General features: G+C 69.8%; 25 protein-coding genes. 8 read left to right on the plus strand and 17 right to left on the minus strand.

Features of this window, described 5'->3' with window-relative positions:
- Positions 1-54: 54 nt before the first annotated feature.
- Positions 55-720 (plus strand): hypothetical protein, encoded by a 666-nt coding sequence (locus JNB61_RS03405; RefSeq protein ID WP_220338725.1) that lies wholly within the window; start codon positions 55-57, stop codon positions 718-720.
- Here JNB61_RS03405 and JNB61_RS03410 read toward each other — a convergent pair.
- The 4 genes from JNB61_RS03410 to JNB61_RS03425 are packed head-to-tail and all read right to left on the minus strand — an operon-like array spanning position 639 to position 5,024.
- A complete protein-coding gene (locus JNB61_RS03410; protein WP_220338726.1) occupies positions 639-1,988 on the minus strand; it encodes a DUF6716 putative glycosyltransferase in 1,350 nt (449 codons plus the stop codon). The two genes, JNB61_RS03405 and JNB61_RS03410, sit on opposite strands and share 82 nt — an antisense overlap.
- Positions 1,985-2,857 (minus strand): N-acetylneuraminate synthase family protein, encoded by an 873-nt coding sequence (locus JNB61_RS03415; protein ID WP_220289355.1) that lies wholly within the window; start codon positions 2,855-2,857, stop codon positions 1,985-1,987. Before JNB61_RS03415 ends, JNB61_RS03410 begins: the two co-directional genes overlap by 4 nt.
- Positions 2,854-4,116, minus strand: coding sequence for an acylneuraminate cytidylyltransferase (locus JNB61_RS03420; protein WP_220338727.1), 1,263 nt, complete (start codon positions 4,114-4,116; stop codon positions 2,854-2,856). The genes JNB61_RS03415 and JNB61_RS03420 overlap by 4 nt, the downstream gene beginning before the upstream one ends.
- Positions 4,113-5,024: a hypothetical protein gene (locus tag JNB61_RS03425; RefSeq protein ID WP_220338728.1), complete on the minus strand. Its 912-nt coding sequence runs from the start codon at positions 5,022-5,024 to the stop codon at positions 4,113-4,115. Before JNB61_RS03425 ends, JNB61_RS03420 begins: the two co-directional genes overlap by 4 nt.
- 225 nt (positions 5,025-5,249) lie before the next feature.
- On the opposite strand from JNB61_RS03425, the gene JNB61_RS03430 reads away from it, so the two are divergent.
- Complete coding sequence (locus tag JNB61_RS03430; protein ID WP_220338729.1) at positions 5,250-6,173, plus strand: 5'-3' exonuclease; 924 nt, start codon at positions 5,250-5,252, stop codon at positions 6,171-6,173.
- Between the two features lie 54 nt (positions 6,174-6,227).
- Here JNB61_RS03430 and JNB61_RS03435 read toward each other — a convergent pair whose 3' ends face one another.
- The 3 genes from JNB61_RS03435 to trpD all read right to left on the minus strand — a co-directional run bounded on the left by JNB61_RS03435 (position 6,228) and on the right by trpD (position 8,901).
- The gene (locus tag JNB61_RS03435) at positions 6,228-7,229 is read right to left on the minus strand and encodes a PHP domain-containing protein (protein ID WP_220289351.1); all 1,002 of its coding nucleotides are present in this window, start codon (positions 7,227-7,229) and stop codon (positions 6,228-6,230) included.
- Positions 7,230-7,248: 19 nt separating this feature from the next.
- Positions 7,249-7,740, minus strand: coding sequence for an aromatic ring-opening dioxygenase LigA (locus tag JNB61_RS03440; RefSeq protein WP_220289350.1), 492 nt, complete (start codon positions 7,738-7,740; stop codon positions 7,249-7,251).
- A 99-nt stretch (positions 7,741-7,839) separates the two neighbouring features.
- A complete protein-coding gene (trpD, locus tag JNB61_RS03445; RefSeq protein ID WP_220338730.1) occupies positions 7,840-8,901 on the minus strand; it encodes an anthranilate phosphoribosyltransferase in 1,062 nt (353 codons plus the stop codon).
- A gap of 187 nt (positions 8,902-9,088) precedes the next feature.
- On the opposite strand from trpD, the gene ctaE reads away from it, so the two are divergent.
- The 5 genes from ctaE (at position 9,089) to JNB61_RS03470 (ending at position 14,107) form a co-directional block, all read left to right on the plus strand.
- Positions 9,089-9,730, plus strand: a complete 642-nt coding sequence (ctaE, locus tag JNB61_RS03450) for an aa3-type cytochrome oxidase subunit III (RefSeq protein ID WP_045298916.1) — start codon at positions 9,089-9,091, stop codon at positions 9,728-9,730.
- A 20-nt stretch (positions 9,731-9,750) separates the two neighbouring features.
- Positions 9,751-10,554 (plus strand): cytochrome bc1 complex diheme cytochrome c subunit, encoded by an 804-nt coding sequence (gene qcrC / locus JNB61_RS03455; protein ID WP_220338731.1) that lies wholly within the window; start codon positions 9,751-9,753, stop codon positions 10,552-10,554.
- A gap of 38 nt (positions 10,555-10,592) precedes the next feature.
- Complete coding sequence (gene qcrA / locus JNB61_RS03460) at positions 10,593-11,672, plus strand: cytochrome bc1 complex Rieske iron-sulfur subunit (RefSeq protein WP_159844561.1); 1,080 nt, start codon at positions 10,593-10,595, stop codon at positions 11,670-11,672.
- Positions 11,669-13,519, plus strand: coding sequence for a cytochrome bc1 complex cytochrome b subunit (gene qcrB / locus JNB61_RS03465; protein ID WP_220289348.1), 1,851 nt, complete (start codon positions 11,669-11,671; stop codon positions 13,517-13,519). Before qcrA ends, qcrB begins: the two co-directional genes overlap by 4 nt.
- A gap of 168 nt (positions 13,520-13,687) precedes the next feature.
- Positions 13,688-14,107: a rhodanese-like domain-containing protein gene (locus JNB61_RS03470; protein ID WP_159844567.1), complete on the plus strand. Its 420-nt coding sequence runs from the start codon at positions 13,688-13,690 to the stop codon at positions 14,105-14,107.
- A 9-nt stretch (positions 14,108-14,116) separates the two neighbouring features.
- Here the strand turns inward: JNB61_RS03470 and JNB61_RS03475 are convergent, their stop codons facing one another.
- The 6 genes from JNB61_RS03475 to JNB61_RS03500 form a co-directional block, all read right to left on the minus strand.
- Positions 14,117-14,926: a PP2C family protein-serine/threonine phosphatase gene (locus tag JNB61_RS03475; protein ID WP_220289347.1), complete on the minus strand. Its 810-nt coding sequence runs from the start codon at positions 14,924-14,926 to the stop codon at positions 14,117-14,119.
- Between the two features lie 52 nt (positions 14,927-14,978).
- The gene (gene ctaF, locus JNB61_RS03480) at positions 14,979-15,413 is read right to left on the minus strand and encodes an aa3-type cytochrome oxidase subunit IV (RefSeq protein ID WP_220289346.1); all 435 of its coding nucleotides are present in this window, start codon (positions 15,411-15,413) and stop codon (positions 14,979-14,981) included.
- 1 nt (position 15,414) lies between these two features.
- A complete protein-coding gene (gene ctaD, locus JNB61_RS03485) occupies positions 15,415-17,178 on the minus strand; it encodes an aa3-type cytochrome oxidase subunit I (RefSeq protein ID WP_220289345.1) in 1,764 nt (587 codons plus the stop codon).
- On the minus strand, positions 17,178-18,077 hold the full coding sequence (gene ctaC / locus JNB61_RS03490; RefSeq protein WP_220338732.1) for an aa3-type cytochrome oxidase subunit II: 900 nt from the start codon (positions 18,075-18,077) through the stop codon (positions 17,178-17,180). Before ctaC ends, ctaD begins: the two co-directional genes overlap by 1 nt.
- Before the next feature lie 168 nt (positions 18,078-18,245).
- A complete protein-coding gene (erpA, locus tag JNB61_RS03495; RefSeq protein ID WP_045298933.1) occupies positions 18,246-18,611 on the minus strand; it encodes an iron-sulfur cluster insertion protein ErpA in 366 nt (121 codons plus the stop codon).
- A gap of 129 nt (positions 18,612-18,740) precedes the next feature.
- Positions 18,741-20,138, minus strand: a complete 1,398-nt coding sequence (locus JNB61_RS03500; protein ID WP_220338733.1) for a dipeptidase — start codon at positions 20,136-20,138, stop codon at positions 18,741-18,743.
- 48 nt (positions 20,139-20,186) lie between these two features.
- Here JNB61_RS03500 and JNB61_RS03505 point away from each other — a divergent pair, with 48 nt between their 5' ends.
- The gene (locus tag JNB61_RS03505; protein ID WP_220289343.1) at positions 20,187-20,768 is read left to right on the plus strand and encodes a DUF3043 domain-containing protein; all 582 of its coding nucleotides are present in this window, start codon (positions 20,187-20,189) and stop codon (positions 20,766-20,768) included.
- On the opposite strand, the gene JNB61_RS03510 is transcribed toward JNB61_RS03505, so the two are convergent.
- The 4 genes from JNB61_RS03510 to JNB61_RS19995 are packed head-to-tail and all read right to left on the minus strand — an operon-like array spanning position 20,743 to position 24,688.
- Positions 20,743-21,786 carry a quinone-dependent dihydroorotate dehydrogenase gene (locus tag JNB61_RS03510; protein ID WP_220338734.1) on the minus strand — a complete coding sequence of 348 codons (1,044 nt, stop codon included), beginning with the start codon at positions 21,784-21,786 and terminating at the stop codon, positions 20,743-20,745. The genes JNB61_RS03505 and JNB61_RS03510 overlap by 26 nt on opposite strands.
- A gap of 18 nt (positions 21,787-21,804) precedes the next feature.
- Entirely contained in the window at positions 21,805-22,296 is a 492-nt protein-coding gene (gene nrdR / locus JNB61_RS03515) for a transcriptional regulator NrdR (protein ID WP_220289341.1), read from the minus strand.
- Positions 22,297-22,327: 31 nt separating this feature from the next.
- On the minus strand, positions 22,328-23,629 hold the full coding sequence (gene hisD / locus JNB61_RS03520; protein ID WP_220338735.1) for a histidinol dehydrogenase: 1,302 nt from the start codon (positions 23,627-23,629) through the stop codon (positions 22,328-22,330).
- Positions 23,630-23,659: 30 nt separating this feature from the next.
- A complete protein-coding gene (locus tag JNB61_RS19995) occupies positions 23,660-24,688 on the minus strand; it encodes a hypothetical protein (RefSeq protein ID WP_223214566.1) in 1,029 nt (342 codons plus the stop codon).
- Positions 24,689-24,775: the final 87 nt, after the last annotated feature.

Here is a 24,775-nt window from a genome sequence, read left to right on the forward strand (position 1 = left end):
CAGCAAGTGCTGTCGGCTCGCGATAACTGCTATAGCGACAGCAGCTGGACGGGAGTGTGCGCTGCCAGCCGCGGAGAGCAAGTCGATGTCAGCGGACAGGGGTCCCAGCCTGGCAAGGCGACCAACAAAGAGCCTCGATCGGACTCCGGTGCCGCACCGCGCACCGAAGCGCCCGTCGAACCCGAGGACTGCGGGCCGCTCAACCGCTGCATCGACTACAGCGTCATCGGCGTCCCCGACGTCACTCTCGCCGACATCGCCTCGTTCCGGCCGGCGCAGCCGACGCTCGCCGGCGAGCCGGCCGGCTTCGGGGTCGTCGGCATGCCGACGAATCTGCTGGCGTCGGCATCCGAACAGCGCATCCCGGGCACGGTCCTCGGCTGGGACGTGACCGTGCGCTTCGTCCCGGTCGCCTACGTGTTCGACAACGGCGACGGCACCACCACGCGTGCGATCACGGGCGGCGCATCGTGGTCGAGCCTCGGCCAGGGCCAGTTCACGCCGACCGCGACGAGCCACGTGTACCAGGCCCGTGGGACGTATCCGGTGTCGGTGACGGTGGAGTACGAGGCATCCGTCGATTTCGGGAGCGGCACGTGGCGCCCCGTGCCCGGCGTGGTGCGGGCCGAGGCGGCGGGCTACGGCGTGCGCGTGGTCGAGGTGCGCACCGCGCTGGTGGACCGCACCTGCGTCGAGGACCCCACCGGCCCCGGCTGCTGAACCGCGCCGGCGAGCGAGCGGCGGGTGCGCTTGGTCAGCCGCAGGACCGAGCGCAGCGGTACGCCGACGGCGTACGCGAGAGCGCCTGACGCGGATGTGTCGCTGCGGCCGAGGGCGACCTTGCGCTCCCAGGCGTCGCGCAGCGCGCCGCCGCGGCGGGCCACCGGGGCGCGCGCCGGCAGCCTTCCCGCCGACCGCTGCGCCAGCAGCGCCTCGACATGGATCGTCCAGTCGTCCGCGTCGGGGGCGTGGAAGTAGTTCTCGTCGAGCCACTCGGGATCCGGGTGCCGGAACCGGCGCGCGACGACATCGTCCTCGCTCCCGAGCAGGTCCGCGTCGGCGAGCGTCTCGTTGATGAGGCGCGGCGAGACGCCGAACGTGTCGAGCGCGATCACGGGGATGCCGCGGGCGATCGCCTCGATCGCCGCCGTGGAGCTGACCGTGACGAGCCCCTCCGCCGTGTCGAGCGCGCCGCCCATCGAGCCGGTCGAGGTCACGAGGTTCGGCGGCAGCGGACCGAGCGAGGCGAGCAGCTCGGGGTAGCTGTCGACCTCGACGTGTGTCTGGTGCTCGCCCGATGCCGCGCGCAGCTTCACCACGACCCGCCGCGACGGATCCGCCTCGGCCGCCCGCACGAGCACGCGCGCGACACGGAGCCTGTCCTCCCGCTCGGCGGGGACCTTCGCCTGCGTCGCGAACACGAGGTCGCCGCCCCCCGTGCCGGGAGGGCCGCCGCCGGCGGTGACCGCACCGCGGGCGAACGGAAGCGTGGCGAGCGCGTAGCGGTGCGCGTAGCCGGTGCGGGCCGACAGGGCGCCGAACTCGCGGACCTCGCGGCGCGAGTGCACCACGAACAGGTCGGACTGGAGCCGGTACACGACGGCCTTGCGGGTGGCGGGGATCGAGATTCCCGGCAGTCCCGTCACCACCACCGGCCGCGGCTCGAGCGCCGCGATATCGCGCGCGAGCACACGCACCAGCGGACCGCGGGCGCCGATCACGACGGCGTCCGCGCGCAGCTCGGCAAGACGGGCCGCCAGGCCGGGGTATGCGATCCGTTCCACGCGATCCTGCCCCAGCCCGCTCCCGCGCAGCGCCGACGCGAGCTGGGCATCGCTGACCACGAGCGGTGTGTCGAGCACCAGGAGAGAGGCATCCCATCGCGTTTCGACGCCGCCGAGAAGCGCCGCCGCCCATTTCACGTAGGAGTCGGTGTCGGCGATCGCGACGACCCGAGGCCGCCCGCCCGGTGTCGTGCGGGGACTCACGCGGGAACGCGGCGCAGCTTCGCCATGGGCGCGAGCTCACCGGGGTAGACGCGCTTCACGCCGTCGCCGAGGGCCTCCTCGATGACGCGGATGTCGCGCACGAGGTGCTGCAGGCCCGCGGGCTCGAGCGACGCGGCATGGTCCGAACCCCACATCGTGCGGTCGAGCGTGATGTGCCGCTCCACCGCGACGGCGCCCAGGGCGACGGCCGCGAGCGAGATCTGCAGACCGCGCTCGTGGCCGGAGTAGCCGACCGGCACGCCCGGGAAGCGGTCGCGCAGCGCCGGGATCATGCGGAGGTTGGCCTCCTCCGGCTCCATCGGGTACGTCGACGTCGCATGCATCAGCACGAGGCGATCGGTGCCGAGCATGTCGATCGCGGCGTCGATCTGCTCGATCGTCGACATGCCCGTCGACAGGATCACCGGCTTGCCCGTGTCACGCAGCGCCTGGAGCAGCTCGACGTCGGTGAGCGAGGCCGATGCCACCTTGTGAGCGACGACGCCGAGATCCTCGAGGAAGGCCACGCTCGGCACGTCCCAGGGCGACGCGAACCACTCGAGGCCGCGCAGGAGCGCGTGGTCCGAGATCTCGATGTACTGCTCGCGGTCGAACTCGACCCGGCGGCGGTAGTCGAGGTAGGTCATGCGGCCCCACGGGGTGTCGCGCGGCATGTCGCGCATGTGCTCCGGCGTGGCGATCTCGGGCGTGCGCTTCTGGAACTTGACCGCGTCCGCGCCGGCGTCCGCCGCCACGTCGATGAGCCGCTTGGCGATGTCGACGTCGCCGTTGTGGTTCAGTCCGATCTCGGCGATGACGTACGCGGGGCGTCCGCCCCCGACGACGCGGGATCCGATGGTGACGGTCATGAGGCCTCCTGTGGTGCGGTGGGGTGATCGGATGCGGTGACTCGCACCGGCGCCACCGCCGGGCGGAGCGCGGCGGATACGGCCGTCGCCGGCCTGCCGGCGAGCACGCGCTCGGCGAGGTCGCGCACGGCGCCCCGGCCGCCGGGACGGTCAAGCACGACCCGCGCGCTCGAGAGGACGAGGGGGTGGGCGTCGGGGACCGCGACGGGCCAGCCGACCATCTCGAGGCAGCCGAGATCGTTGACGTCGTTGCCGAGGTAGGCGATCCGGGAGAGGGGAATGCCCCTCTCCCCCGCCCACTCGCGCAGCGCCGCCGCCTTGTCGACAGCGGCCTGCCGCACGTCGACGCCGAGCTTGTGCGCACGCGCCGCCACGACAGGGTTCGTCTCGGTCGAGATGATGAGCAAAGGGATGCCGGCGGCGCGCAGCATCCCGACTCCCATGCCGTCCGACCGGCTCACGGTGACGGACTCGACGCCGTTCTGGTCGACGTGCACGGTGTCGTCGGTGTGCACCCCGTCGAAGTCGGTCACCACGGCGTCCACCGGGATCGCGCCGGCGTGGGCGCCGAACGCGTCACGGTCGACGAGCGGCGCGAGCGTGCGCGCGAGCTCCAGCTCCTCGAGCGTGTCGATCTCGATCGCCGTGCGCGGGGCGACCTCGGCGATGCCGACGCTGCCGAAGAAGCGGTGGTTCGCCGCGCGGAAGCCGGCCGCCCGCATGACGTAGAAGCCGCCGGTCTCGAGGTAGTGCGGTTCGCGATCCTGCCGGCGCGGGCGCACATCGATCTCGTGGTTCACCGGCTCGGCGGCGCTGCCGACACCCTTCTCCCACAGGAATCCGTACGTCTCGACGGCGGAGAAGACGCTGTCGCGGCGGCGAGAGCGCACCAGCTGCACGGCAGCGGTGAGCGCGTCGACGTCGATGAACGGGGACGTCGCCTGCAGGAACGCGAGCACGCCCACGTCGACTTTGCGCAGCTCGAGCGTCTCCAGCGCGTGCGCGAGCGCACTCTCGCTGCTCGCGAGATCGCCGGACAGGTCGGCGGGCCGCTCGACGACCTCGGCGCCCCATTCGGCGGCGACGGCGGCGATGTCGACGTCGTCGGTGGTCACGACGACGCGGTCGACGGGCTCACAGCGCCGCGCGGCGTCGACGGCGCGCGCGATCAGCGGGACGCCGCCGACGCGCTGCAGGTTCTTGCGCGGGACGCCCTTCGAGCCCCCGCGCGCGGGGATGATGGCGACGACCTCGCTCATGCCGCCGCCGTCCGAGCCGAGCGGCGCACGCGGCCGGTGTGCACGGTCGCGCCCGTGCCCGCGAGCACCAGCGGGAGCGTGGTCGTGGTGCTGGAAGGCAGCGTGTGCACGTCGAGCGGACCACGGGCGCCGGCGAGCACGAGCTCGACGGGGAGTCCGGTCTCATGGATCCGCAGCTCAGGCACGGTCGCGACGGCGTCCAGCTGCTCCGCCGTCTCGCGGCGGTGCGGGAGGTACACGGCGCCACCGGCCGCAGCTTCTCGCACCCACCGGACGTAGTCGAGCAGCAGCATCCGCCCATCGACCGGCAGGGCACTGCCGAGCACGACCCTGCGGCCGAGCTCGGGGGCGGCGGGCGCGCTCTGCCGAGTCCAGGAGAAGTCGTGGCGACGGATGCCGAAACCGTGGTCCGCGAGGGCGTCGAGGCGGTCGGCGCCGAGGTCGAACGCCGTGAACATCCCGGCGCGCCGCCCGATCGCGCGGCGATGGACGAGCTCCGCGGCGAACGGGGCGACGAAGACGGTCAGTCCTCGCTCGTCCACCGTCGGGCGCGCGTAGGGGCGGCGGCCGAGGAGCGTGTCGGCGTACGCGATCGCGTGGGCGCCGTCATCGAGGAAGGTGATGCGGTGCGGGCGCAGCACGGAGGCCGCGAGCCGGAACTGACCCGAGAAGCCGTCGCCGACGAGCCAGTGGCCGTGCCGGGCGAGCAGGCTCCACGGGATGCCGAGGTACGGCTCGAGCTCGCCGAAGCGCGCGCCGCGCGACAGCAGCTCGTCAGCGGTGGCCGAGATCTGCGGCGTCAGCCGGCCCGCGACGGGAACCGTCGTGCGGTGGGCGGCTGCCCACTCCGCGGCGCCGACGAGCTGCAGCGGCGACTCGACCCACGCCAGCGCGTCCTCGCGACCCATGCGGCGCCTCCTCCCGGCTGAGCCTCAGGAGCGGGCTCAGCGCTGTCTCCCCACGGTGGGCGCCGGACGTGAACGCGAGGGGTGCCGCCGCGAGACCGGCGCCGGTCCGGCAGATGAACGGCGGGTAGCGCAGCGCCGGATGCCGCGACCGCGGCGCCCGCAGGACGCGCCGCGGCGTCCACACGGGCCGGGGCGCACGTCGGCGGCGCATGCCAGGATGAACGCGTGACCGACCGCCTGATGCTGCTCGACTCCGCGTCCCTGTACTTCCGCGCGTTCTATGGAGTGCCCGATACCGTGCGCGCCCCGGACGGGACGCCCGTCAACGCGGTCCGCGGATTCCTCGACATCATCACGCGGCTCGTCACGACCTACCGCCCGACGCATCTCGTGGCGTGCTGGGACGACGACTGGCGACCGCAGTGGCGTGTCGAGCTCATCCCCACGTACAAGACGCATCGCGTCGCCGAGGTCGTCGCCGGCGGACCCGATGTCGAAGTGGTGCCCGACCCGCTCGAGGTGCAGGTGCCCATCATCCGTGAGGTGCTCGACACCCTCGGCATCCGCGTCGTCGGTGCCGCCGCCCACGAAGCCGACGACGTCATCGGCACCCTCGCCACCACCGCGACCAAGCCGGTCGACATCGTCACCGGCGACCGCGACCTCTTCCAGCTCGTCGACGACGCGCACGACGTCCGCGTCGTCTACACCGCGCGCGGCATGAGCAACCTCGAAGTGCTCACCGATGCGTCGGTGGTCGCGAAGTACGGCGTGCTCCCCTCGCAGTACGCCGACTTCGCCACCCTCCGCGGCGACTCTTCCGACGGCCTCCCCGGCGTCGCCGGCATCGGTGAGAAGACCGCCGCAGGTCTGCTCGCGACCTTCGGCGACCTCGCCGGGATCATCGCCGCGGCCGAGCTCGGTGAGGGCATGTCGGCAGGCGTGCGGTCCAAGGTGCTCGCCGGTCTCCCCTATCTCGCCGTCGCGCCGCAGGTGGTGGCCGTCGTCCGCGACCTCACCCTGGACGTGCCCGACCCGCGCCTGCGCCCTCTCACCGAAGAGGGCAAGGCGGCGGCTGCGTCCCTCGCCGAGCGGTGGGCGCTGGGCGCGTCGATGAACCGGATCGTCGAGGCCCTGGACGCGGTCTGACAACGCCGCTGAATGGACCCGTCCGGGTGCGGCACCGGGCCTGTCACCGCGGTTTCAGGCGCCGCGGTCGCGTCCGGTCCACGCGCGCAGCTTCTCGAGCGGCCACGTGGTGACGATGCGCTCGGGCGGCACGCCCAGGCGTTCGGCGCGCTCGGCGCCGTAGTCGAGCAGCGAGAGCTGGCCCGGCGCATGAGCGTCCGAATCGATGGAGAAGAGGCATCCGATCTCCAGCGCCAGTGCCATCAGCTCGTCGGGCGGATCCTGTCGCTCGGGCCGGGAGTTGATCTCGACCGCCACTGCGTGCGCCTCGCAGGCCTCGAACACCGCGCGCGCGTCGAAGGTCGACGGTGGCCGCGTTCCGCGCGAACCCTCGACGAGACGGCCGGTGACATGGCCGAGCACGTCGATGTGCGGGTTCGACACCGCAGCGACCAGACGCCGGGTCATCGGGCCGCGCTCCATGCGCAGCTTGGAGTGGGCCGAGGCGACGACGACATCGAGCTGGGCGAGCAGATCGGGCTCCTGATCCAGCGCACCGTCCTCGAGGATGTCGACCTCGATGCCCGACAGCAGCGTGAACCCGTCGTCGCTCATGCCCGCGACGACCTCCAGCTGTGAGCGCAGGCGTTCGGGCGAGAGCCCGTTGGCCACGCGCAGCCGCGGCGAGTGGTCGGTGAGGGCGAGGTACTCGTGGCCGAGGGCACGCGCCGCTTCGACCATGAGGTCGATCGAGGTGAGGCCGTCCGACCAGTCGCTGTGCGAATGGAGGTCGCCTCGCAGGAGCGCGCGCAGCGTGGATGTGCGCTGCACGCCGGCGCGTTCGCGCAGGTCGACGAGGTAGCCGGGCACGTCGCCCGCCAGCGCCTGCTGGATCACGGCGAGCGTGGAGTCGCCGATGCCCTTGCGGCGACGCAGGGCCGCGGTGTCCCGCAGCTCTGCGTCGCTCAGGCCCTGGATCGCGTCGGCCGCCGCACGGAACGCCTTCGACTTGTACCGGGAGGAGCGCTCACGCTCGAGGAGCGTGGCGATCTCGGTGAGCGCGTCGTGGGGATTCACGTGGGAAGAGGCGGGCGGATCAGTAGACGTTCGACCGCCTGATCACCACGGGCACACTCGCCAGGCGGTGGATCGCCCAGCCGAACAGGATGGCCAGCACGCCCATCCCCGCCGCGAAGAGCGCGACGCCGTAGGCGACGATCGAGGTGAAGAGCGAGGCGCGAAGGAACGACGCCTGCATGACGGTCTGGCGCACCGGGTCGTCCTGGTCGAGCTCGGCGTACGTCTTGCCGCCCGATGCCTCGAGCGCGTGGGTGTTGATGATGTCGGCCTGCACATAGGCGGTGAACGGACCCGTGACCTGCTGACCCTGGAACGCCACGGCGTCGTCGGGGATGGTGATGTTCTCGGCCGTGAGCTGGGTGGTCACACCGATCCACGCGATGACGCCGACGACGATCAGCAGCACGCCGCCGATGATCCCCAGGATGCCGACCGCCTTCACGAGGCCCACCTTCTTCTCGGGGGGCTCGATCACGTCGGTGGTGCTGCGGGGCTCTTCCTCGCTCATGCGTCCTCCTCGGATGCGGGTCGTTGAGCCACACGCTAGCGGCGCCGTCGGCCGCGGCGGAAGAGCGCGCGCCGGAGAAAACCCGGCGCGGCACGCGACTCAGCCGGCGAGGGCGCGCGTGGCCTCGACCCAGCGATCCAGCGTGGCAGTGGCGGCTCCGCTGTCGATCGCGGCGGCCGCATCGTCGCGCGCCTCAGCCAGGCGTTCGAGGATCGGCCGCTGCACCTGTCCCGCGTCACGGAACAGCCGGTACGCGACGATGCCCGCAGCTGCATTGAGCAGGACGATGTCGCGCACGGGGCCCGCCTCGCCACCGAGCACGCGACGCACGACCTCGGCGTTGTGCGCCGGGTCCCCGCCCAGAAGATCGTCGATGTCGGCCAGCGGGATGCCGAGATCCCGGGGGTCGAGGTCGTGCTCGTGGATGTCGCCGCGGCTGACCTCCCAGAGCCTGCTGTGCCCTGTCGTCGTGAGTTCGTCCAGGCCGTCGTCGCCGCGGAACACCAGCGCGGTCGCGCCGCGCGTGCGGAAGACGCCGGTGATGAGCGGGACCCGGTCGAGGTGGGCGACGCCGACCGCATTGGCCTCGGCGCGCGCCGGGTTGCACAGTGGCCCGAGGAAGTTGAAGACGGTGGGAACGCCGAGCTCGCTGCGCGTCGCGGCGGCGTTCTTGAAGCCGGGGTGGAACGCGCCCGCGTATGCGAACGTGATGCCCGCCCGGGAGAGCGTCTCGGCCACCGCGTCGGGCGACAGCGCGAGGTCGACGCCCAGTGCGCCCAGGACGTCGGACGAGCCCGACGACGAGCTCGCGGCTTTGTTGCCGTGCTTGACGACCGGGACCCCGGATGCCGCGGCCACGAGTGCAGACATGGTCGAGACGTTGACCGTGCCGAAGCGGTCGCCTCCGGTGCCCACGATGTCGAGGACGGCGGCGTCGACAGGAAGCGGCAGCGCCGCCTCGAGGATCGCGTCTCGGAAGCCGACGATCTCGTCGACGGTCTCGCCCTTCGCGCGCAGGGCGACCAGGAAGCCCGCAAGCTGAGAGGGGGTGGCGCTGCCCGACATGATCTGCCGCATCGCCCACGTCGACTCCGACACGCTGAGGTCGCGTCGCTCGAGCAGCGTGGTGAGGATTCCCGGCCAGGTGTACAGCTCCGCCATAACCGAGAAGCCTAGCCGGGCTCCGGAATCGGAACCGTTTCGTGACACGGGGTCCCGGTCGCGGCGATTCTGCGTCTTCACCACGGGTTCACGGCAGAGTCGCAGGCGACTTTTAGGCTCCCCTAAGTTCCGGAGCGGGCCAAGACATGCCCTCCGATGCGAAAATCGCGGCTTCGAATCGGCCATAATGGGGAGCGTGACGACCTCCACAGCGACCTACTCCCAGGCCATGCGGTCCGTCAAGCGGCCGGATCCGGTTGCTGTCGGAACCATCGTGTGGCTCGGCAGCGAGGTGATGTTCTTCGCGGGCCTCTTCGCGATCTACTTCACCCTGCGCAACACCTCGCCCGAACTGTGGGCGCAGGAGACGCAGCTGCTGAACATCCCGTACGCGACCGTCAACACGATCATCCTCGTGCTGTCGTCGGTCACGTGCCAGATGGGGGTGTTCGCCGCCGAGCGCTTCCAGCCCTACTCGACGAAGAAGCGCGGCTGGCTCGGCTGGGGCATGGTCGAGTGGTTCTGGCTGACGTTCGCCCTCGGCGCGATCTTCGTGTCGGGCCAGGTGTGGGAGTACGCCCAGCTCGTCACCGAGGGCATGCCGATCAGCGCGAACTCGTATGCGTCGGCCTTCTACCTCACCACCGGCTTCCACGCGCTCCACGTGACGGGCGGCCTCATCGCCTTCCTCCTCGTCATCGGACGCGCGTACGCCGTCAAGAACTTCGGGCGCAAAGAGATGACGTCCTCGATCGTCGTGTCGTACTACTGGCACTTCGTCGACGTCGTCTGGATCGCCCTCTTCCTCGTCATCTACTTCCTCAAGTGAGAGCGGAGCTGAACCCCGAAATGGCACGAGAGACCACGCGCCGCTCGAAAGGCCGCCGCAGCCCCTGGGCAGCAGCCGCACTGATCGGCATCGGCCTGCTCATCACGGGCGGTGTCTACGCCGGCGCATCGGCCGCGATGGCGGCCACGACGCCCGAGACCGTCACGAACTCCGCGCTCGCCGCCGAAGACGGCAAGAAGCTGTTCCAGGCCAACTGCGCCACGTGCCACGGGCTCGACGTCCAGGGCACCGACGACGGCCCGTCGCTGTACGGCGTCGGAGAGCTCGCCGTTCACTTCCAGATGAGCACCGGCCGTATGCCGCTGCAGATGCAGGGCCCGCAGGCCCCGCAGAAGCCGGTCCAGTTCACCGACGAGCAGATCACCGCGATCGGCGCCTACATCCAGTCGATCGCGCCCGGGCCGACCTTCCCCGACGACGAGGTGCTCGACGGCGAGGGAAGCGCATCCGAGGGCGGCGAGCTCTTCCGCATCAACTGCGCGATGTGCCACAACGTCGCCGGCGCGGGCGGTGCGCTCACGGAGGGCAAGTACGCCCCTGCCCTGCACACCACCACCCCGCTGAACATGTACGCGGCGATGGTCACGGGCCCGCAGAACATGCCGGTGTTCAACGACATGACGCTGACCACCGAAGAGAAGCGCGACATCATCACCTACCTGCTCTGGCTGCAGGACAACGAGTCTGCGGGCGGATTCTCGCTCGGCTCGCTCGGCCCCGTCTCCGAGGGCCTCTTCATCTGGATCTTCGGCATCGGCTCGCTGATCGCCATCACCGTGTGGATCACGGCGAAGTCCAACTGATCGACGCACGACACACGTAACACTTGACGAGGAGCAGCATGGCCCACGAGGACGACCCGCTAGAGCACGAGAGGGCTTCCTGGAAGCCCTCCCCCGGGCTCGCCGTCGCGGTCACCGACCCGGTGAGCAACCCTGGCCTCCCACCGCACCGCGAGCGGATGACCGACAAGGACCCCGCTTCCATGAAGCGCGCGGTCCGGGGTATCTACACGCTCTTCTACCTGTCGATCGCCGGCAGCATCTGGGCGATCGCCGCCTACATGCTGTTCCCGATCGAGAGCGGGCGGATCGTCGACATCCGCAACAACAACCTCTTCATCGGACTCGGCATCGCCCTCGCGCTGCTCGCCATCGGCGTCGGCGCGATCCACTGGTCCAAGGCCGTCATGTCCGACAAGGAGTTCGTCGAGCCCCGCCACGCCACGCGCGGCCGCGACACGACGCGTGAGGCCGCCATCAAGGCCTTCGCCGACGCCGACGCCGACTCGGGCTTCGGTCGCCGCGCGATGGTCCGCAACTCGCTGATCGCCGCCCTTGCGGCGTCGGTCGTGCCCGGAGTCGTCCTCTTCCGCGGCCTCGCCCCGTTCAACTCGCCGGAGAACCCGCACGCCGGCGACCCGGTGTACCTCCTCGAGCACACGATGTGGAAAGAGGGCATGCGCCTGGCGCACGACCCGTCGGGCGAACCCATCAAGGCGGCCGACCTGACTCTCGGCTCCGCCGTGCACGTCATCCCCGAAGCACTCGCCGAAGTCTCGCACAGCGAGGGCTACCTCGACGAGAAGGCCAAGGCGATCGTCCTGCTGATCCGCATGCTGCCCGAGCAGCTCACGGAGTCCGAGGACCGCAAGGAGTGGTCGTACAACGGAATCGTCGCGTACTCCAAGGTGTGCACGCACGTCGGCTGCCCCGTGGCGCTGTACGAGCAGCAGACCCACCACCTTCTGTGCCCGTGCCACCAGTCGCAGTTCGACGTGACCGACCACGCGAAGGTCATCTTCGGCCCGGCGGCCCGCCCGCTGCCGCAGCTGCCCATCACCGTCGACGACGAGGGCTATCTCATCGCCCGCAGCGACTTCCTCGAACCCGTCGGCCCGAGCTTCTGGGAGCGTCATTGAGCACCTCAACCGTCACTGAGCAGCCTTCGGCTCCGGCGGCTCCCGTCTCACGCAACGGTGACCGCCCGCTCGGCGGGCGCTTCATCGGGGCCACCGCGAACTACATCGACGAGCGCACGAGCCTGTCGGGCTTCGTCAAGGAGCTCGGCCGCAAGATCTTCCCCGACCACTGGTCGTTCATGCTGGGCGAGATCGCCATGTGGGCGTTCGTCGTCGTGCTCCTCTCGGGCACGTTCCTGACGTTCTTCTTCCAGGCGTCGATGACCGAGACGCACTACAACGGCGCGTTCCTGCCCATGCGCGGCATCGAGATGTCGGCCGCCATGGCTTCAACCCTCGAGATCTCGTTCGATCTGCGCGGCGGTCTCCTCGTCCGCCAGATGCACCACTGGGCCGCTCTCGTGTTCGTCGCCGGCATCGGCGTCCACATGCTGCGCGTGTTCTTCACGGGTGCGTTCCGCAAGCCCCGCGAGCTCAACTGGGTGATCGGCTTCATCCTGTTCATCCTCGCGATGGGTGAGGGCTTCACCGGCTACTCGCTCCCCGACGACGTGCTCTCGGGCAACGGCCTGCGCATCATCGACGGCATGGTCAAGGGCATCCCGATCATCGGAACCTGGACGTCGTTCCTGCTGTTCGGCGGGCAGTTCCCCGGTGACGCCATCGTCGGCCGCCTGTACACGCTGCACATCCTGCTGCTGCCCGCCATCCTCGTCGCCCTGCTCGTCGTACACCTCATGCTGATGGTGATCAACAAGCACACCCAGTTCGCCGGCGCCGGCCGCACGAACAGCGTCGTGGTCGGCTACCCGATGATGCCGGTCTACATGTCGAAGATGGGCGGCTTCCTCTTCATCACGTTCGGCGTGATCGTGCTCATCGCATCGCTGTTCACCATCAACCCGATCTGGAACTACGGCCCGTACGACCCCTCGCCCGTCTCCGCCGGCACCCAGCCCGACTGGTACATCGGCTTCGCGGACGGCGCGCTGCGTCTGGTCCCCCCGGGCTGGGAGATCGTGTTCCTCGACCGCACCTGGTCGTTCAACATCATCGTTCCGCTCGTCGTGCTCGGTCTGTTCATCGTCCTCGTCCTGATCTACCCCTTCATCGAGGCATGGGTCACCGGCGACAAGCGTGAGCACCACATCGCCCAGCGTCCGCGCAACTCGGCGACCCGCACCGCGATCGGCGCCGCCGGCGTGACGTTCTATGCGGTGCTCTGGGCCGCGGCGGCCTCCGACATCATCGCCACCCACTTCTGGCTGACGATGGAGGGCGTGATCCACACGCTCCAGGCGCTGCTGATCCTCGGACCGGTGATCGCCTACTTCGTGACCAAGCGCATCTGCATCGCGCTGCAGAAGAAGGATCGCGAGATCGCGCTGCACGGTTACGAGTCTGGCCGTATCGTCCGCCTCCCCGGCGGCGAGTACATCGAGGTGCACCAGCCGGTCGACGACTACGAGCGCTTCAAGCTCGCCTACTTCGAGACCTACGAGCCGCTCGTGGTGCGTCCGAACGCCAAGGGCCAGATCCCGTGGCACGAGAACCTCCGCGCCTCGATCTCCCGGTGGTTCTTCGAGGACCGTCTCACCCCGGTCACGCAGGCCGAGCTCGACGCGGCACTGGCCCACCAGCACCACGACCTCGACCACATCGCGGCCGAGGAGGACCTCGAGATCCAGGCGGCACACGAGCGTGCCGGCGTGCCGGAGGCGCCTCACAAGCCGATCGACGACGGGAAGCACGGCGAGGTGCCGGTGCGCCCCTCGAACGTGATCGTCCCCGAGCCCGAGCCGGGCACGAAGCTCCCGCGTAACCGCGAGAAGGAGTCCGACCAGTAGGTCGCCGCACTTCAGACGGATGCCCCGGCACGATCTTCGCGATCGTGCCGGGGTTTTCGTCATCTCGGCGCAGCCATCCCTGCACACTCCTCCGGAGCGGCAGGAATCGGACGGTGCCTGACCGCCCACCTGCCGCCCGGAGCTCCCCCGCGGACTTAGCGTGTACGTATGACAGACGCCCTCTCCTACTTCTCCGCCAAGCTCGCCCTCGAGACCGACTCGTCGGACGTGTACGCCGCTCAGAAAGCCGGCGAGCACTTCGTCCTCGTCGACGTCCGCGGCGAGGAGGCGTGGGCGCAGGGACGCATCCGCGGGGCGGTCCACCTGCCGTACCGGGAGATCGCCGAACGCGCCCCGCGCGAGATCGACCCGTCGACGCCCGTCGTCGTGTACTGCTGGAGCCCCGGCTGCAACGCGGGCGCGAAAGGCGCGCTCGAGTTCGCGAAGCTCGGCTACGCCGTCAAAGAGATGATCGGCGGGTACGAGTACTGGGTCCGCGAGGGGCAGCCGACCGAGAACGACGAGGGCGCGCTCCCCCGCGTGTTCGACTCACAGGTCATGGTCGTACGCGCCCCTGTCGCCGGCTGAGAGCCCCGCTCAGGCCGACTCCAGTCCCTCCATGAACCGATCGGCGGCGGCCCCGTAGAACGAGGTCTGCGTGGGGGCGCCGCCGATCTCGTCGGCCGCGTCCACGACGTCGCACACGACCACAGTGACGTTGTCCTGGGAACCGGCTTCGAGCGCGACCGCCACACACGCCTCGACCGCTGTCTCCGCGTGAGGAGACGCCACGAGGATCGCGCGAATCTCGGCGTCCGGGACGTAGTCGGTGAGCCCGTCGCTGCACAGGAGCCAGCGGTCGCCGAGTTGCGCGTCGAACGCCGTCACCGTGGCGGCGTCGCGCTCGGCGCCGCTCAACGACGCGGTGATGATGTTCCGGCGGGGGTGGGACGCAGCATCCGTGATCGAGACGATCCCCCGATCGACGAGCGCCTGCACGAGAGAATCGTCCCTGCTGGCCTGCGCCAGCTCACCATCTCGGAGGCGGTATGCCCGCGAGTCGCCGGTGTGCGCGAGCAGGAGCCCACCATCGCGGGCCGCGAACAGACCGGTGAACGTCGTGGCCATCCCGCTGAGCGAAGGGTCGCGCTCGACGTGTGCACGCAGGTCCCAGTTGGCCGCGCGTACGGCATCGGCGAGCTGTACCGGGTCGAGCCCGTCCAGGCGCCCGGCTGCGAGCCGGTGGATGAATGCCGCGGAGGCCAGGTCGCCGGCGGGGCCTCCCCCGACGCCGTCGGCAACGGCGGCGCCCCACGACGCCGCGAACGCGGCATCCTGGTTGGTCGCGCGATGCGGGCCGATGTCGGAGCCGGCCACCGCACGCAGAAGCGCACGGGGTCCCGTCATAGGCGGGTCCCCGTGCGCTTCGCGCTATGAGCCATACGGCCGGCAGCGCCGATCAGCGGGCGAAGTAGCCGCGGTAGTACTCGTACACCCAGCCGACGATCGCAACAACGAAGACGGCGATGCCGATAGGCATGAGCCACGCGCCGACGGCCAGACCGATCATGGCCAGCGAGGCCGAGAACGCGAGGACGATGGGCCACCACGACCAGGGGCTGAACTCACCGAGCTCGGGGTCGCCATCATCGATGTCGGAGGTGAGGACGTCCTCGGGGAGTTCCCCGCCCTGTGCCTGATGCACCTTGCCGATGTAGAACGCGATCAGGGCGCCCATCAGGGCGGTGAACAGCAGGGCGACGCTGCCGACCCACTCGATCGCGTTGTACCACGGCAGATTGGGGTGGGCGATGATGTTCCACACGGTGTAGATCACGGTCACCGCGAGGAAGAAGAGGGACAGCAGCCACCAGAGTCCGGTGTTCGTGCGCACCTTACTTCACCTCTCCATCGGCAAGGTCGGAGACCGGGGCTTCGGGGGCGTCCTTCGCGGGACCGACGCCGACCGGGATACCCGCCTCGGGGTGGTTCAGATCGAACGCGGGCCGCTCGCTGCGGATACGCGGGATCGACGTGAAGTTGTGACGCGGCGGCGGGCAGGAGGTCGCCCACTCGAGCGATGCGCCGTAGCCCCACGGGTCGTTGACGGTGACCTTGGGCGCCTTGCGCGACGTGATCCACACGTTGAACAGGAAGGGGATCATCGAGGCGCCGAGGATGATGGCACCGATCGTCGAGACCTGGTTTTGCCAGGTCCAGCCGTCGGCCTCGGAGTAGTCCGCGTAGCGGCGGACCATGCCGTCGACGCCCAGCCAGTGCTGGATGAGGAACGTCATGTGGAAGCCGATGAACAGCATCCAGAAGTGGACGTAGCCGAGGCGCTCGTTGAGCATGCGCCCTGTCCACTTCGGCCACCAGAAGTAGAAGCCGGCGAACATCGCGAACACGACCGTGCCGAACACGACGTAGTGGAAGTGCGCCACGACGAAGTACGAGTCCGACAGGGCGAAGTCCAGGGGCGGCGACGCGAGGATCACACCGGTGAGACCACCGAACACGAAGGACACCAGGAAGCCGAGGGCGAAGACCATCGGAGTCTCAAAGGTCACGGACCCTCGCCACATCGTGCCGATCCAGTTGAAGATCTTCACGCCGGTGGGCACCGCGATGAGCATCGTCATCAGCGCGAAGAACGGCAGCAGGACGGCGCCCGTGACGTACATGTGGTGCGCCCACACCGCCACCGACAGGGCGGCGATCGCGATCGTCGCGTAGACGAGCGTCTTGTACCCGAAGATCGGCTTGCGGCTGAACACCGGGAAGATCTCGGAGACGATGCCGAAGAACGGCAGCGCGATGATGTACACCTCGGGGTGGCCGAAGAACCAGAACAGGTGCTGCCACAGAAGCACGCCGCCGTTGGCCGGGTCGTAGATGTGAGCGCCCAGGATGCGGTCGGCCGCAGCCGCGAGGATCGCGGCGGCCAGCACCGGGAACGCCATCAGGATCAGGATGCTGGTGACCAGCGTGTTCCACGAGAAGATCGGCATGCGCCACATCGTCATTCCCGGAGCACGCATGGTGATGATCGTCGTGATGAAGTTGACGGCACCCATGATCGTGCCGAAACCGCTCATGCCGAGGCCGAGCATCCAGAGGTTGCCACCCGCACCCGGCGAGAAGCTGGCGTTGGCGAGCGGCTGATATGCGAACCAGCCGAACGAGGCCGCACCCTGCGGGGTGAGGAAGCCGGCGACCGCGATCGTCGAGCCGAACAGGAACAGCCAGAAGGCGAAGGCGTTCAGACGCGGGAATGCGACGTCAGGTGCACCGATCTGCAGCGGCAGGATGGCGTTCGCGAAGCCCGCGAACAGCGGCGTCGCGAACATCAGCAGCATGATCGTGCCGTGCATCGTGAAGAGCTGGTTGTACTGCTCCTTGGTCGGGATGATCTGCATCCCCGGCTCGAAGAGCTCCGCACGGATGATCAGCGCCATCACTCCACCGAGGAGGAAGAAGATGACGGAGGAGATGAGGTACAGATACCCGATCGTCTTGTGGTCTGTGGAGGTGATCCACTTGACGATGATGTTGCCCTTCTGCTCGACGCGCGAAGCGCTGAGCAGGGCCGCCTGCCGGGGCGGCAGGGTCGTCGGACGCCCCTGGGACGTCTCCTGCAGAGGGAGCGTCGTCGCCATCAGTGGTCCACCTCTTCCACGTTCTCATCGATCGACCCGCCCGTGCCGGGAAGGTTCTGAAGTCGGTCGTAAGCGTCGTTGATGTCGCCGGTCTGGCCGGCCTCGCGCAGCGTGTCGAGGTACTCCTCGTACTCGGCTGCGCTCACGACCTTGACGTTGAACAGCATCATCGAGTGGTACTCGCCGCAGAGCTCGGCGCACTTGCCGGCGTACTCGCCCTCGCGGGTCGGCGTGAAGGACCAGAAGTTGTCCTTGCCGATGTACATGTCCTTCTTGTAGAGGAAGTCGATGATCCAGAAGGAGTGGATGACGTCACGCGACTGAAGCTTGATCTTCACCGACTCGTTGACCGGCAGGACCAGCGTGGGGAGCTCGCTGATGATGTTGCCGCGCTCGTCGGTCTGAGCCTGGACTCCCATGGTCCAGACGGTCTCGTCATCGCTCGCGCCGTCGTACTGGAAGTCCCACGACCACTGCTTGCCGATCGCGGTGATCGACACGTCGGGCTCGTCGTACTGCGTCTCGAGGATCGCCTGGTCGCGCGCGGTGAAGGCGAAGAAGCCGACCACGAGGATCAGCGGGACGATCGTGTAGAAGATCTCGATCGGCATGTTGTAGCGCAGCTGGACGGGAAGACCCATCTGGCCCTTGCGGCGCCGGTAGGCGATCGCCGCCCATCCCATCAGGCCCCAGGTGATGACGCCGACCACGAGAAGCACGATCCACGAGTTGACCCACAGGCCCGCGACCATGTCGACGCGGTCGGTGGCCGGCTGGCCGTCTTCGGTGAACCCGGGGAGGAAGCCGTGCAGCTCGGTCGGGGTGCATCCGGCGAGGACTGCAGCCGCTGCGATCCCGAGTGGGAGAACGGCCCAGCGGATACGGCGTTTCGAAGGCACGGTGCACCTTTCCGATCACGAACAGGACTCTCGCCAGTCTAGGGCAACCGCCCAGGCGATTCAGGCCATCCCCTCAGGTTGAATCGTGTCGCAGAGACGGAAAAAGGCGGGCCCGGGCGCCAATTGGAGCGCACCGGACCCGCCGGAAAAGTATCGGATCGTTAGCGATCAGTGGAAGCTGTCACCGCACGCGCACGAGCCGGCCGCGTTGGGGTTGTCGATCGTGAAGCCCTGCTCCGAGATGGTGTCTTTGAAGTCGATCGTGGCGCCGTCGAGGTACGGGACGCTCATGTCGTCGACGATCACCTCGACGCCGTCGAAGTCGACCGTCTTGTCGCCGTCGAGGTACCGCTCGTCGAAGTAGAGCTGGTAGATCAGGCCGCTGCACCCGCCGGGCTGCACGGCCACGCGCAGGCGCAGGTCGTCGCGGCCCTCCTGTTCCAGCAGGTTCTTGACCTTGCCGGCGGCGGCGTCGGTCAGCAGCACACCGTGCTCGCGGGCGGTCTGCTCGGTCGTCAGTGCGGTGTCGGTCATGGCACTCCTCCGGATGGGCCGCCCCGGATCGATCGTCCACTCAGGCGGCGGGATGCGACGATTCTACGCGTGCCCGCTGGCAGAAGGCTCCGGGACCGGCGCATTCGCACCGATCCCTGAGTCGCCGCGTCAGACCGAGGTGCGCCCGTCGAGCTTCTCCAGGAGCAGCGCCTCGGAGAGCACCGCGTTTCGGAAGGTCTCGAGGTGCAGCGACTCGTTCGGGCTGTGGGCCTTGGCGTGCGGGTCCTCGACACCGGTCACCAGGATCTGCGCCCCGGGGAACTCGCGCACGAGGTCGGCGATGAACGGGATCGATCCCCCGACCCCGATGTCGACCGACGGGACGCCGTAGCCCTCGTTGAGCGCCTCCCGGGCCGCCTCGACAGCCCAGCCCGACGTGTCGACGAGGAAGGCGTCGCCGTAGTCCTGGTCGCTGAAGCTCAGCTGCGCTCCGAACGGCGCGTGCTCGCGCAGGTGCGTCTCGATAGCGGCGTAGGCCTCGCGCGCGGGCTGGCCGGGTGCGACACGGGCGCTGATCACGACCGAGATCTCGGGGCTCAGCGTGTTCGAGGCGTTCACGACGCTCGGGGCGTCGATGCCCGTGACCGTGATCGACGGCTTGTTCCAGATGCGGCTGAGGATCGTGCCGCGGCCGACCGGCGAGACGCCGGTGGGCAGCCCGGCCTCTTCACGGAGGGTCTCCTCGCTGTACTCGGGGGTCGCAGCATCCCGTTCGGTCAGCCCGTCGACCGCCACCGCGCCGTCCTCGTCCCACAGCGTCGCGAGCAGCTTGACGGTCGCCATCATGGCGTCGGGCACCGCTCCGCCGAACATGCCGGAGTGGGAGGCGTGATCGAGCGTGCGCACGCGGAGCGTGAAGCGGGTGTTGCCGCGCAGCGACACGGTGAGCGCCGGGGTCTTGGCGTCCCAGTTGCCCGAGTCGGCGACGACGATCACGTCGGCACGCAGTGCGTCGGCGTTGTCGGACAGGAACTGCGCGAACGACCGCGAGCCCGCCTCCTCCTCGCCTTCGAAGAACAGCACGACGCCGAGGTCGAAGTCGTCTCCGATGCTCTCTTTGAGCGCGCGCAGCGCCGCCAGGTGAGCCATGACGCCCGCCTTGTCGTCAGCCGCGCCCCGGCCGTAGAGCCGGCCGCCGCGCACGGTGGGCTCGAACGGCGACGACTCCCAGAGCGACTCGTCGCCGGCCGGCTGCACGTCGTGATGCGCGTAGAGCAGGATCGTCGGGCGGCCGTTGCGCGCGGCGCGCGTCGCGAGCACCGCGGGGTTGCCCTGCTCCCCCGTCTCCGGGATCACCGCCGTGCGGATCTCCACCGTCTCGAACAGACCGGTCCCGCGCACGAGCTCGGCGACGGCGTCGGCGCTGCGCTGCACCTCGGCAGGGTCGAATCCGGGGAACGCGACGGACGGGATGCGCACGAGATTGCCGAGATCGGCGAGGGCGGACGGGATGCCGGAAGCCGCGGCTTCGCGCACAGCATCCTGGCGGGAGAGGTCAGAGATCATGCGGGTAATCTTAAGTGCACCCCTTCTTTCGCACCTCGAGGATCACCCGTGGCCAAGAACACCGACCCCGTTCCGAACGACGCCCCCTCGGAGGGCACCGTCCTGAACGGCACGCCCGCCGGCAAGGGCCGCGCCACCCCCTCACGGGCCGAGCAGGAGGCCGCGCGCAAGCGCCCCCTCGTGCCCGACACCAAGGAGGCGAAGGCGCGCGCCAAGGCGGATCTTGCCGCGCAGCGCGAGAAGGCCCGCATCGGCATGGCCAACGGCGACCAGCGCTACCTCCCGGCACGCGACCAGGGCCCTCAGCGCAAGTTCGTGCGCGACTGGGTCGACGCCGGGTGGCACCTCGGCGAGGCGGTCATGCCCGCGATGGTGCTCGTCATCCTCGCGACGTTCCTGCCGATCGCCGCGCTCCAGTACTACGCCTTCGTGGGCCTGTGGGTCTTCATCTTCTTCGTCATCGGCGACATGGTGATCACCTCGATCACCGTCAAGCGCGCCGTCAAGAAGAAGTTCGGCGAGGGCAAGGTCGAGAAGGGCCTCGGCTGGTACGCGGCCATGCGCACCGTGCAGATGCGCTTCCTCCGTCTTCCGAAGCCGCAGGTCAAGCGCGGCCAGAAGCCGGCCTGAGCTTCACCAGACCCCGGTTGATCTGCCGTGCCCAGAGCGGGCCGCGGTAGAGGAAGGCCGTGTAGCCCTGCACGAGGGTGGCTCCGGCATCCAGCCGCTCCTTCACGTCGGCGGCCGTCTCGACGCCGCCGACGGAGATCACCGCGAATTCGGCGGGCACCGTCTCACGGAGCACGCGCAGCACCTCGAGCGCCCGCGCCTTCAAGGGGGCGCCCGACAGCCCGCCGTCGCCGGCGGCGGCCACTGTGGCCGGGTCGGTGACGAGGCCCTCGCGCGAGATGGTGGTGTTCGTCGCGATGATGCCGGCCAGCCCCGCGTCGACCGCGAGCCGCGCGATCGCCACGATCTCGTCGTCGGGCAGGTCGGGCGCGATCTTCACCAGCAACGGGGTGGCGCCTGCGGCGTCGCGCACCGCCTCGAGCAGCGGGCGGAGGGTCTCGACGGCCTGCAGACCTCGCAGTCCAGGCGTGTTCGGCGACGACACGTTCACCACGAGGTAGTCCGCGAGGGGCGCCAGCAGCGTCGCGCTGCGGACGTAGTCGGCGGTCGCGTCCGCGACGTCGACGACGCGGCTCTTGCCGATGTTGACGCCCACCACCGCGCGGCGCGAGCGCTCGCGGAGCGCGCGCAGCCGCGTGGCCGCCGCCTCGGCGCCGTGGTTGTTGAAGCCCATGCGGTTCACGACGGCGCGGTCCGGGATCAGCCGGAACAGCCGGGGCCGCGGGTTGCCGTCCTGCGGGATCGCCGTGACGGTGCCGACCTCGACGTGGCCGAAGCCGAGGGCGTGAAGTCCCGCCGCCCCCTTCACGTCCTTGTCGAACCCGGCGGCGACGCCGAACGGAGAGTCGAAGGACAGCCCGAGCGCGGTGGTCGCGAGCTCCGGTGCGGGCCGGGTGATCGCGCGCGCGGCCCAGGAGAGAGGCCGGACCCCCAGCATCCGTATCACGACCATCGCCGAATGGTGTGCGGACTCGGGGTCCATGCGCGACAGGACGGTGCGGAAGAAGAGGGGATACATCCCTCCTAGGCTATCCGCTCACTCCGAGGCGGCCGCCGCGCTCTCGTCGCGAACGGGCGTGCGGCCGTGATCCGCGCGCAGCTGGTCGATCGCGGCCTCGAAGTCCTCGAGAGAGTCGAACGCCTGGTAGACGCTCGCGAAGCGCAGGTAGGCGACCTCGTCGAGGTCGCGGAGCGGGCCGAGGATCGCCAGGCCGATCTCGTTCGCATCGAGCTGCGACGCACCGGTCTGCCGGATGCTCTCCTCGACGGTCTGCGCGAGCACCGCCAGATCGGCGTCAGTCACCGGCCGACCCTGACAGGCCTTTCGCACCCCGGACATGACCTTCTCGCGGCTGAACGGCTCGATCACGCCCGAACGCTTGATGACGTTGAGGCTCGCGGTCTCGATCGTCGTGAAGCGGCCTCCGCACTGCGGGCACTGGCGACGGCGACGGATGCTGAGACCGTCGTCGCTCGTGCGCGAGTCGATGACGCGCGAATCGGCGTGGCGGCAGAACGGGCAGTGCATGGCAGAGACAGCCTACGCCGGCAACCCGGGCTCAGGCCTCGAAGCGAGCCGTGATGGCCTCGCCGTGGGCGGGGAGGGCTTCAGCCTCGGCCAGCGTCACGATGGCGTCGTGGACCGCTGCGAGGGCGTCGCGGTCGTACTCGATGACCTGCTGCGGGCGGAGGAACGTGGCCGCGGAGAGACCCGACGAATAGCGAGCCTGTCCTCCGGTCGGCAGGACGTGGTTGCTGCCCGCGAGGTAGTCGCCCAGGCTCACCGGCGAGTCGGCCCCGACGAACACGGCGCCCGCGTGCACGAACTCCTCCGGCCGCGGGTCGACGAGGTGCAGCTCGAGGTGCTCGGGCGCGTAGGCGTTGCTGAAGGCGGTGGCCGCGGCGAGGTCGTCGACGAGCACGACCGCGGACTGCGGCCCGGCGAGGGCGGCGGCGACCCGTTCGGCATGCCGGGTGGCGGCCGCGCGCGGCACGATGGCGTCCAGGACTCCGGCCGCGAGCCGCTCCGACGTCGTCACAAGGACGGCGGAGGCCTGCTCGTCGTGCTCGGCCTGGCTGATGAGGTCGACGGCGACCAGGCGGGGGTCGGCGCTGTCGTCGGCGACAACGAGGATCTCGGTCGCACCGGCCTCGGCATCCGTCCCGACCAGACCCGCCACGGCGCGCTTGGCCGCCGCGACGAAGTTGTTGCCGGGACCGGTGACGACGTCGACCGGCTCGAGGCCGAGCGACACGACACCGTGGGCGAGGGCGCCGATCGCACCTGCGCCTCCCATCGCGTACACCTCGGTCACGCCGAGGAGCTTCGCAGCCCCGAGGATCACCGGGTGCACGCGGCCGCCGAACTCGCGCTGCGGCGGTGAGGCCAGGGCGATCTCGGCGACGCCCGCGACCTGCGCGGGCACGACGTTCATCACGACGCTCGAGGGGTACACCGCCTTGCCACCGGGGACGTACAGGCCGACGCGGCGCACCGGCTGCCAGCGCTGGGTCACCCGGGCGCCGGGACCGAGCTCGGTCACCGTCGGCGGCGGCACCTGAGCGGCGGATGCCTCGCGCACCCGCTCGATCGCCTGCTCGAGCGCGGCGCGCACGGCCGAGTCGAGCGCCTCCAGGGCCTCGTCGAGGTGCAGGGCAGGGACGCGGATGTCGTGTCCCGCCACTCCGTCGAACTTCTGGGCCTGGTCACGCAGGGCGTCCTCGCCGCGCGCGGCGACGTCGTCCACGATGTGGGCAGCGGTGGCGAGGGCCTCTTCACGTGCCGCCTCGGCACGGGGAACGGTTGCGAGCAGTTCCGCGGGCGAGAGCGTGCGCCCGCGCAGGTCGATCGTCCGGAGCATCCGTCTACGGTACCGCGCGCGGTGAGGAGGTCAGCCGCGCGTGACGCCTGAGACGTCGTGCAGGTAGCCGATCCGGCCGTCCTCGTGGCGCACCACGAACACGTCGCCGCGGTCCTCGATGACGAGCGCCCACGCGGTCGGGCCGATGCGGAACACCGGAATGCCGATCTCGTCGACGATGTCGCGCTCCTCGGGCACGAGCGCCCAGAAGGCCTGGTGCTGCGGGGCGGTGGCTGCGGCAGGCTCGACGGTCGACGTCGGGTTCTCGACGTGCTCGAAGGACTCACGTGCCTGCGCCGGCTCGTTCGAAGCGGCCGGCGCCGGCTCCTCGAGCGGGGCGACCTGCTCGTCGATCGGGATCAGGCTGGTGGCGAAGTCGTCGTTGGCAGCGGGCTCCGGTGCCGAGGTGTCCGGCGCCGACGCTTCGGGCGTCGCCGCGCCGGCGCCCGCCGCGGCGAACGGTGCGTACTCGGGATCTGCCTCGGGCTCGGGGCGCACAGAGGCGGGACGCGGCGAAACGCGTCGCACCGGGCGGGCGCTGCGGTGCGCCGGGACCTCGGGGCGACCGCGGAAGTCCTGGGCGAAGGGTGCGATGAACGGCGCGGCCACCGTGAGCACGACGCCTGCCAGCATCAGGAAGAACTCCACCCACACGACCCAGGAGGCGAGGAATCCCTGGCCCACGGAGAGCCGGACGAACGAGTTCCACAGGATCGACAGCCACAGCACGGTGGCGACGGAGAAGGCGACCGAGGCGAACTGGTCGATGCCGAGCGACCCGACGCGGCGGATGCCCTGCGGGGAGAGGCGACGCAGCACGATGAGGAACACCGCGATGGTGGGGACACCGATCGTGAGCACCCAGTCGATGCCGCTGGTCCAGACCGACGGGGCCGACTCGAACGGTCCGTAGATCGGGAAGAACGACACGACGAACGCGACGATCCAGGTGCCCACGAGGGCGACCTCGCGGATGGAGAACGGCCCGACACCGTACTGCGGCGGCTCTTCGGTGGCGACCGCCTCGTCGATGCTGGCGTTCTGCTTCTCGTCCGTCACGATGTTTCCTTCCGGCGAGCTCCCGAGGCTCGCGTCGACCCGATATTACTCAGGGCGTATGAGACGCCGATGAGATGGTGCGACGCG

It is taken from the genome of Microbacterium ureisolvens (genome assembly GCF_019511645.1).
Taxonomy (GTDB): Bacteria; Actinomycetota; Actinomycetes; order Actinomycetales; family Microbacteriaceae; genus Microbacterium; species Microbacterium ureisolvens_A.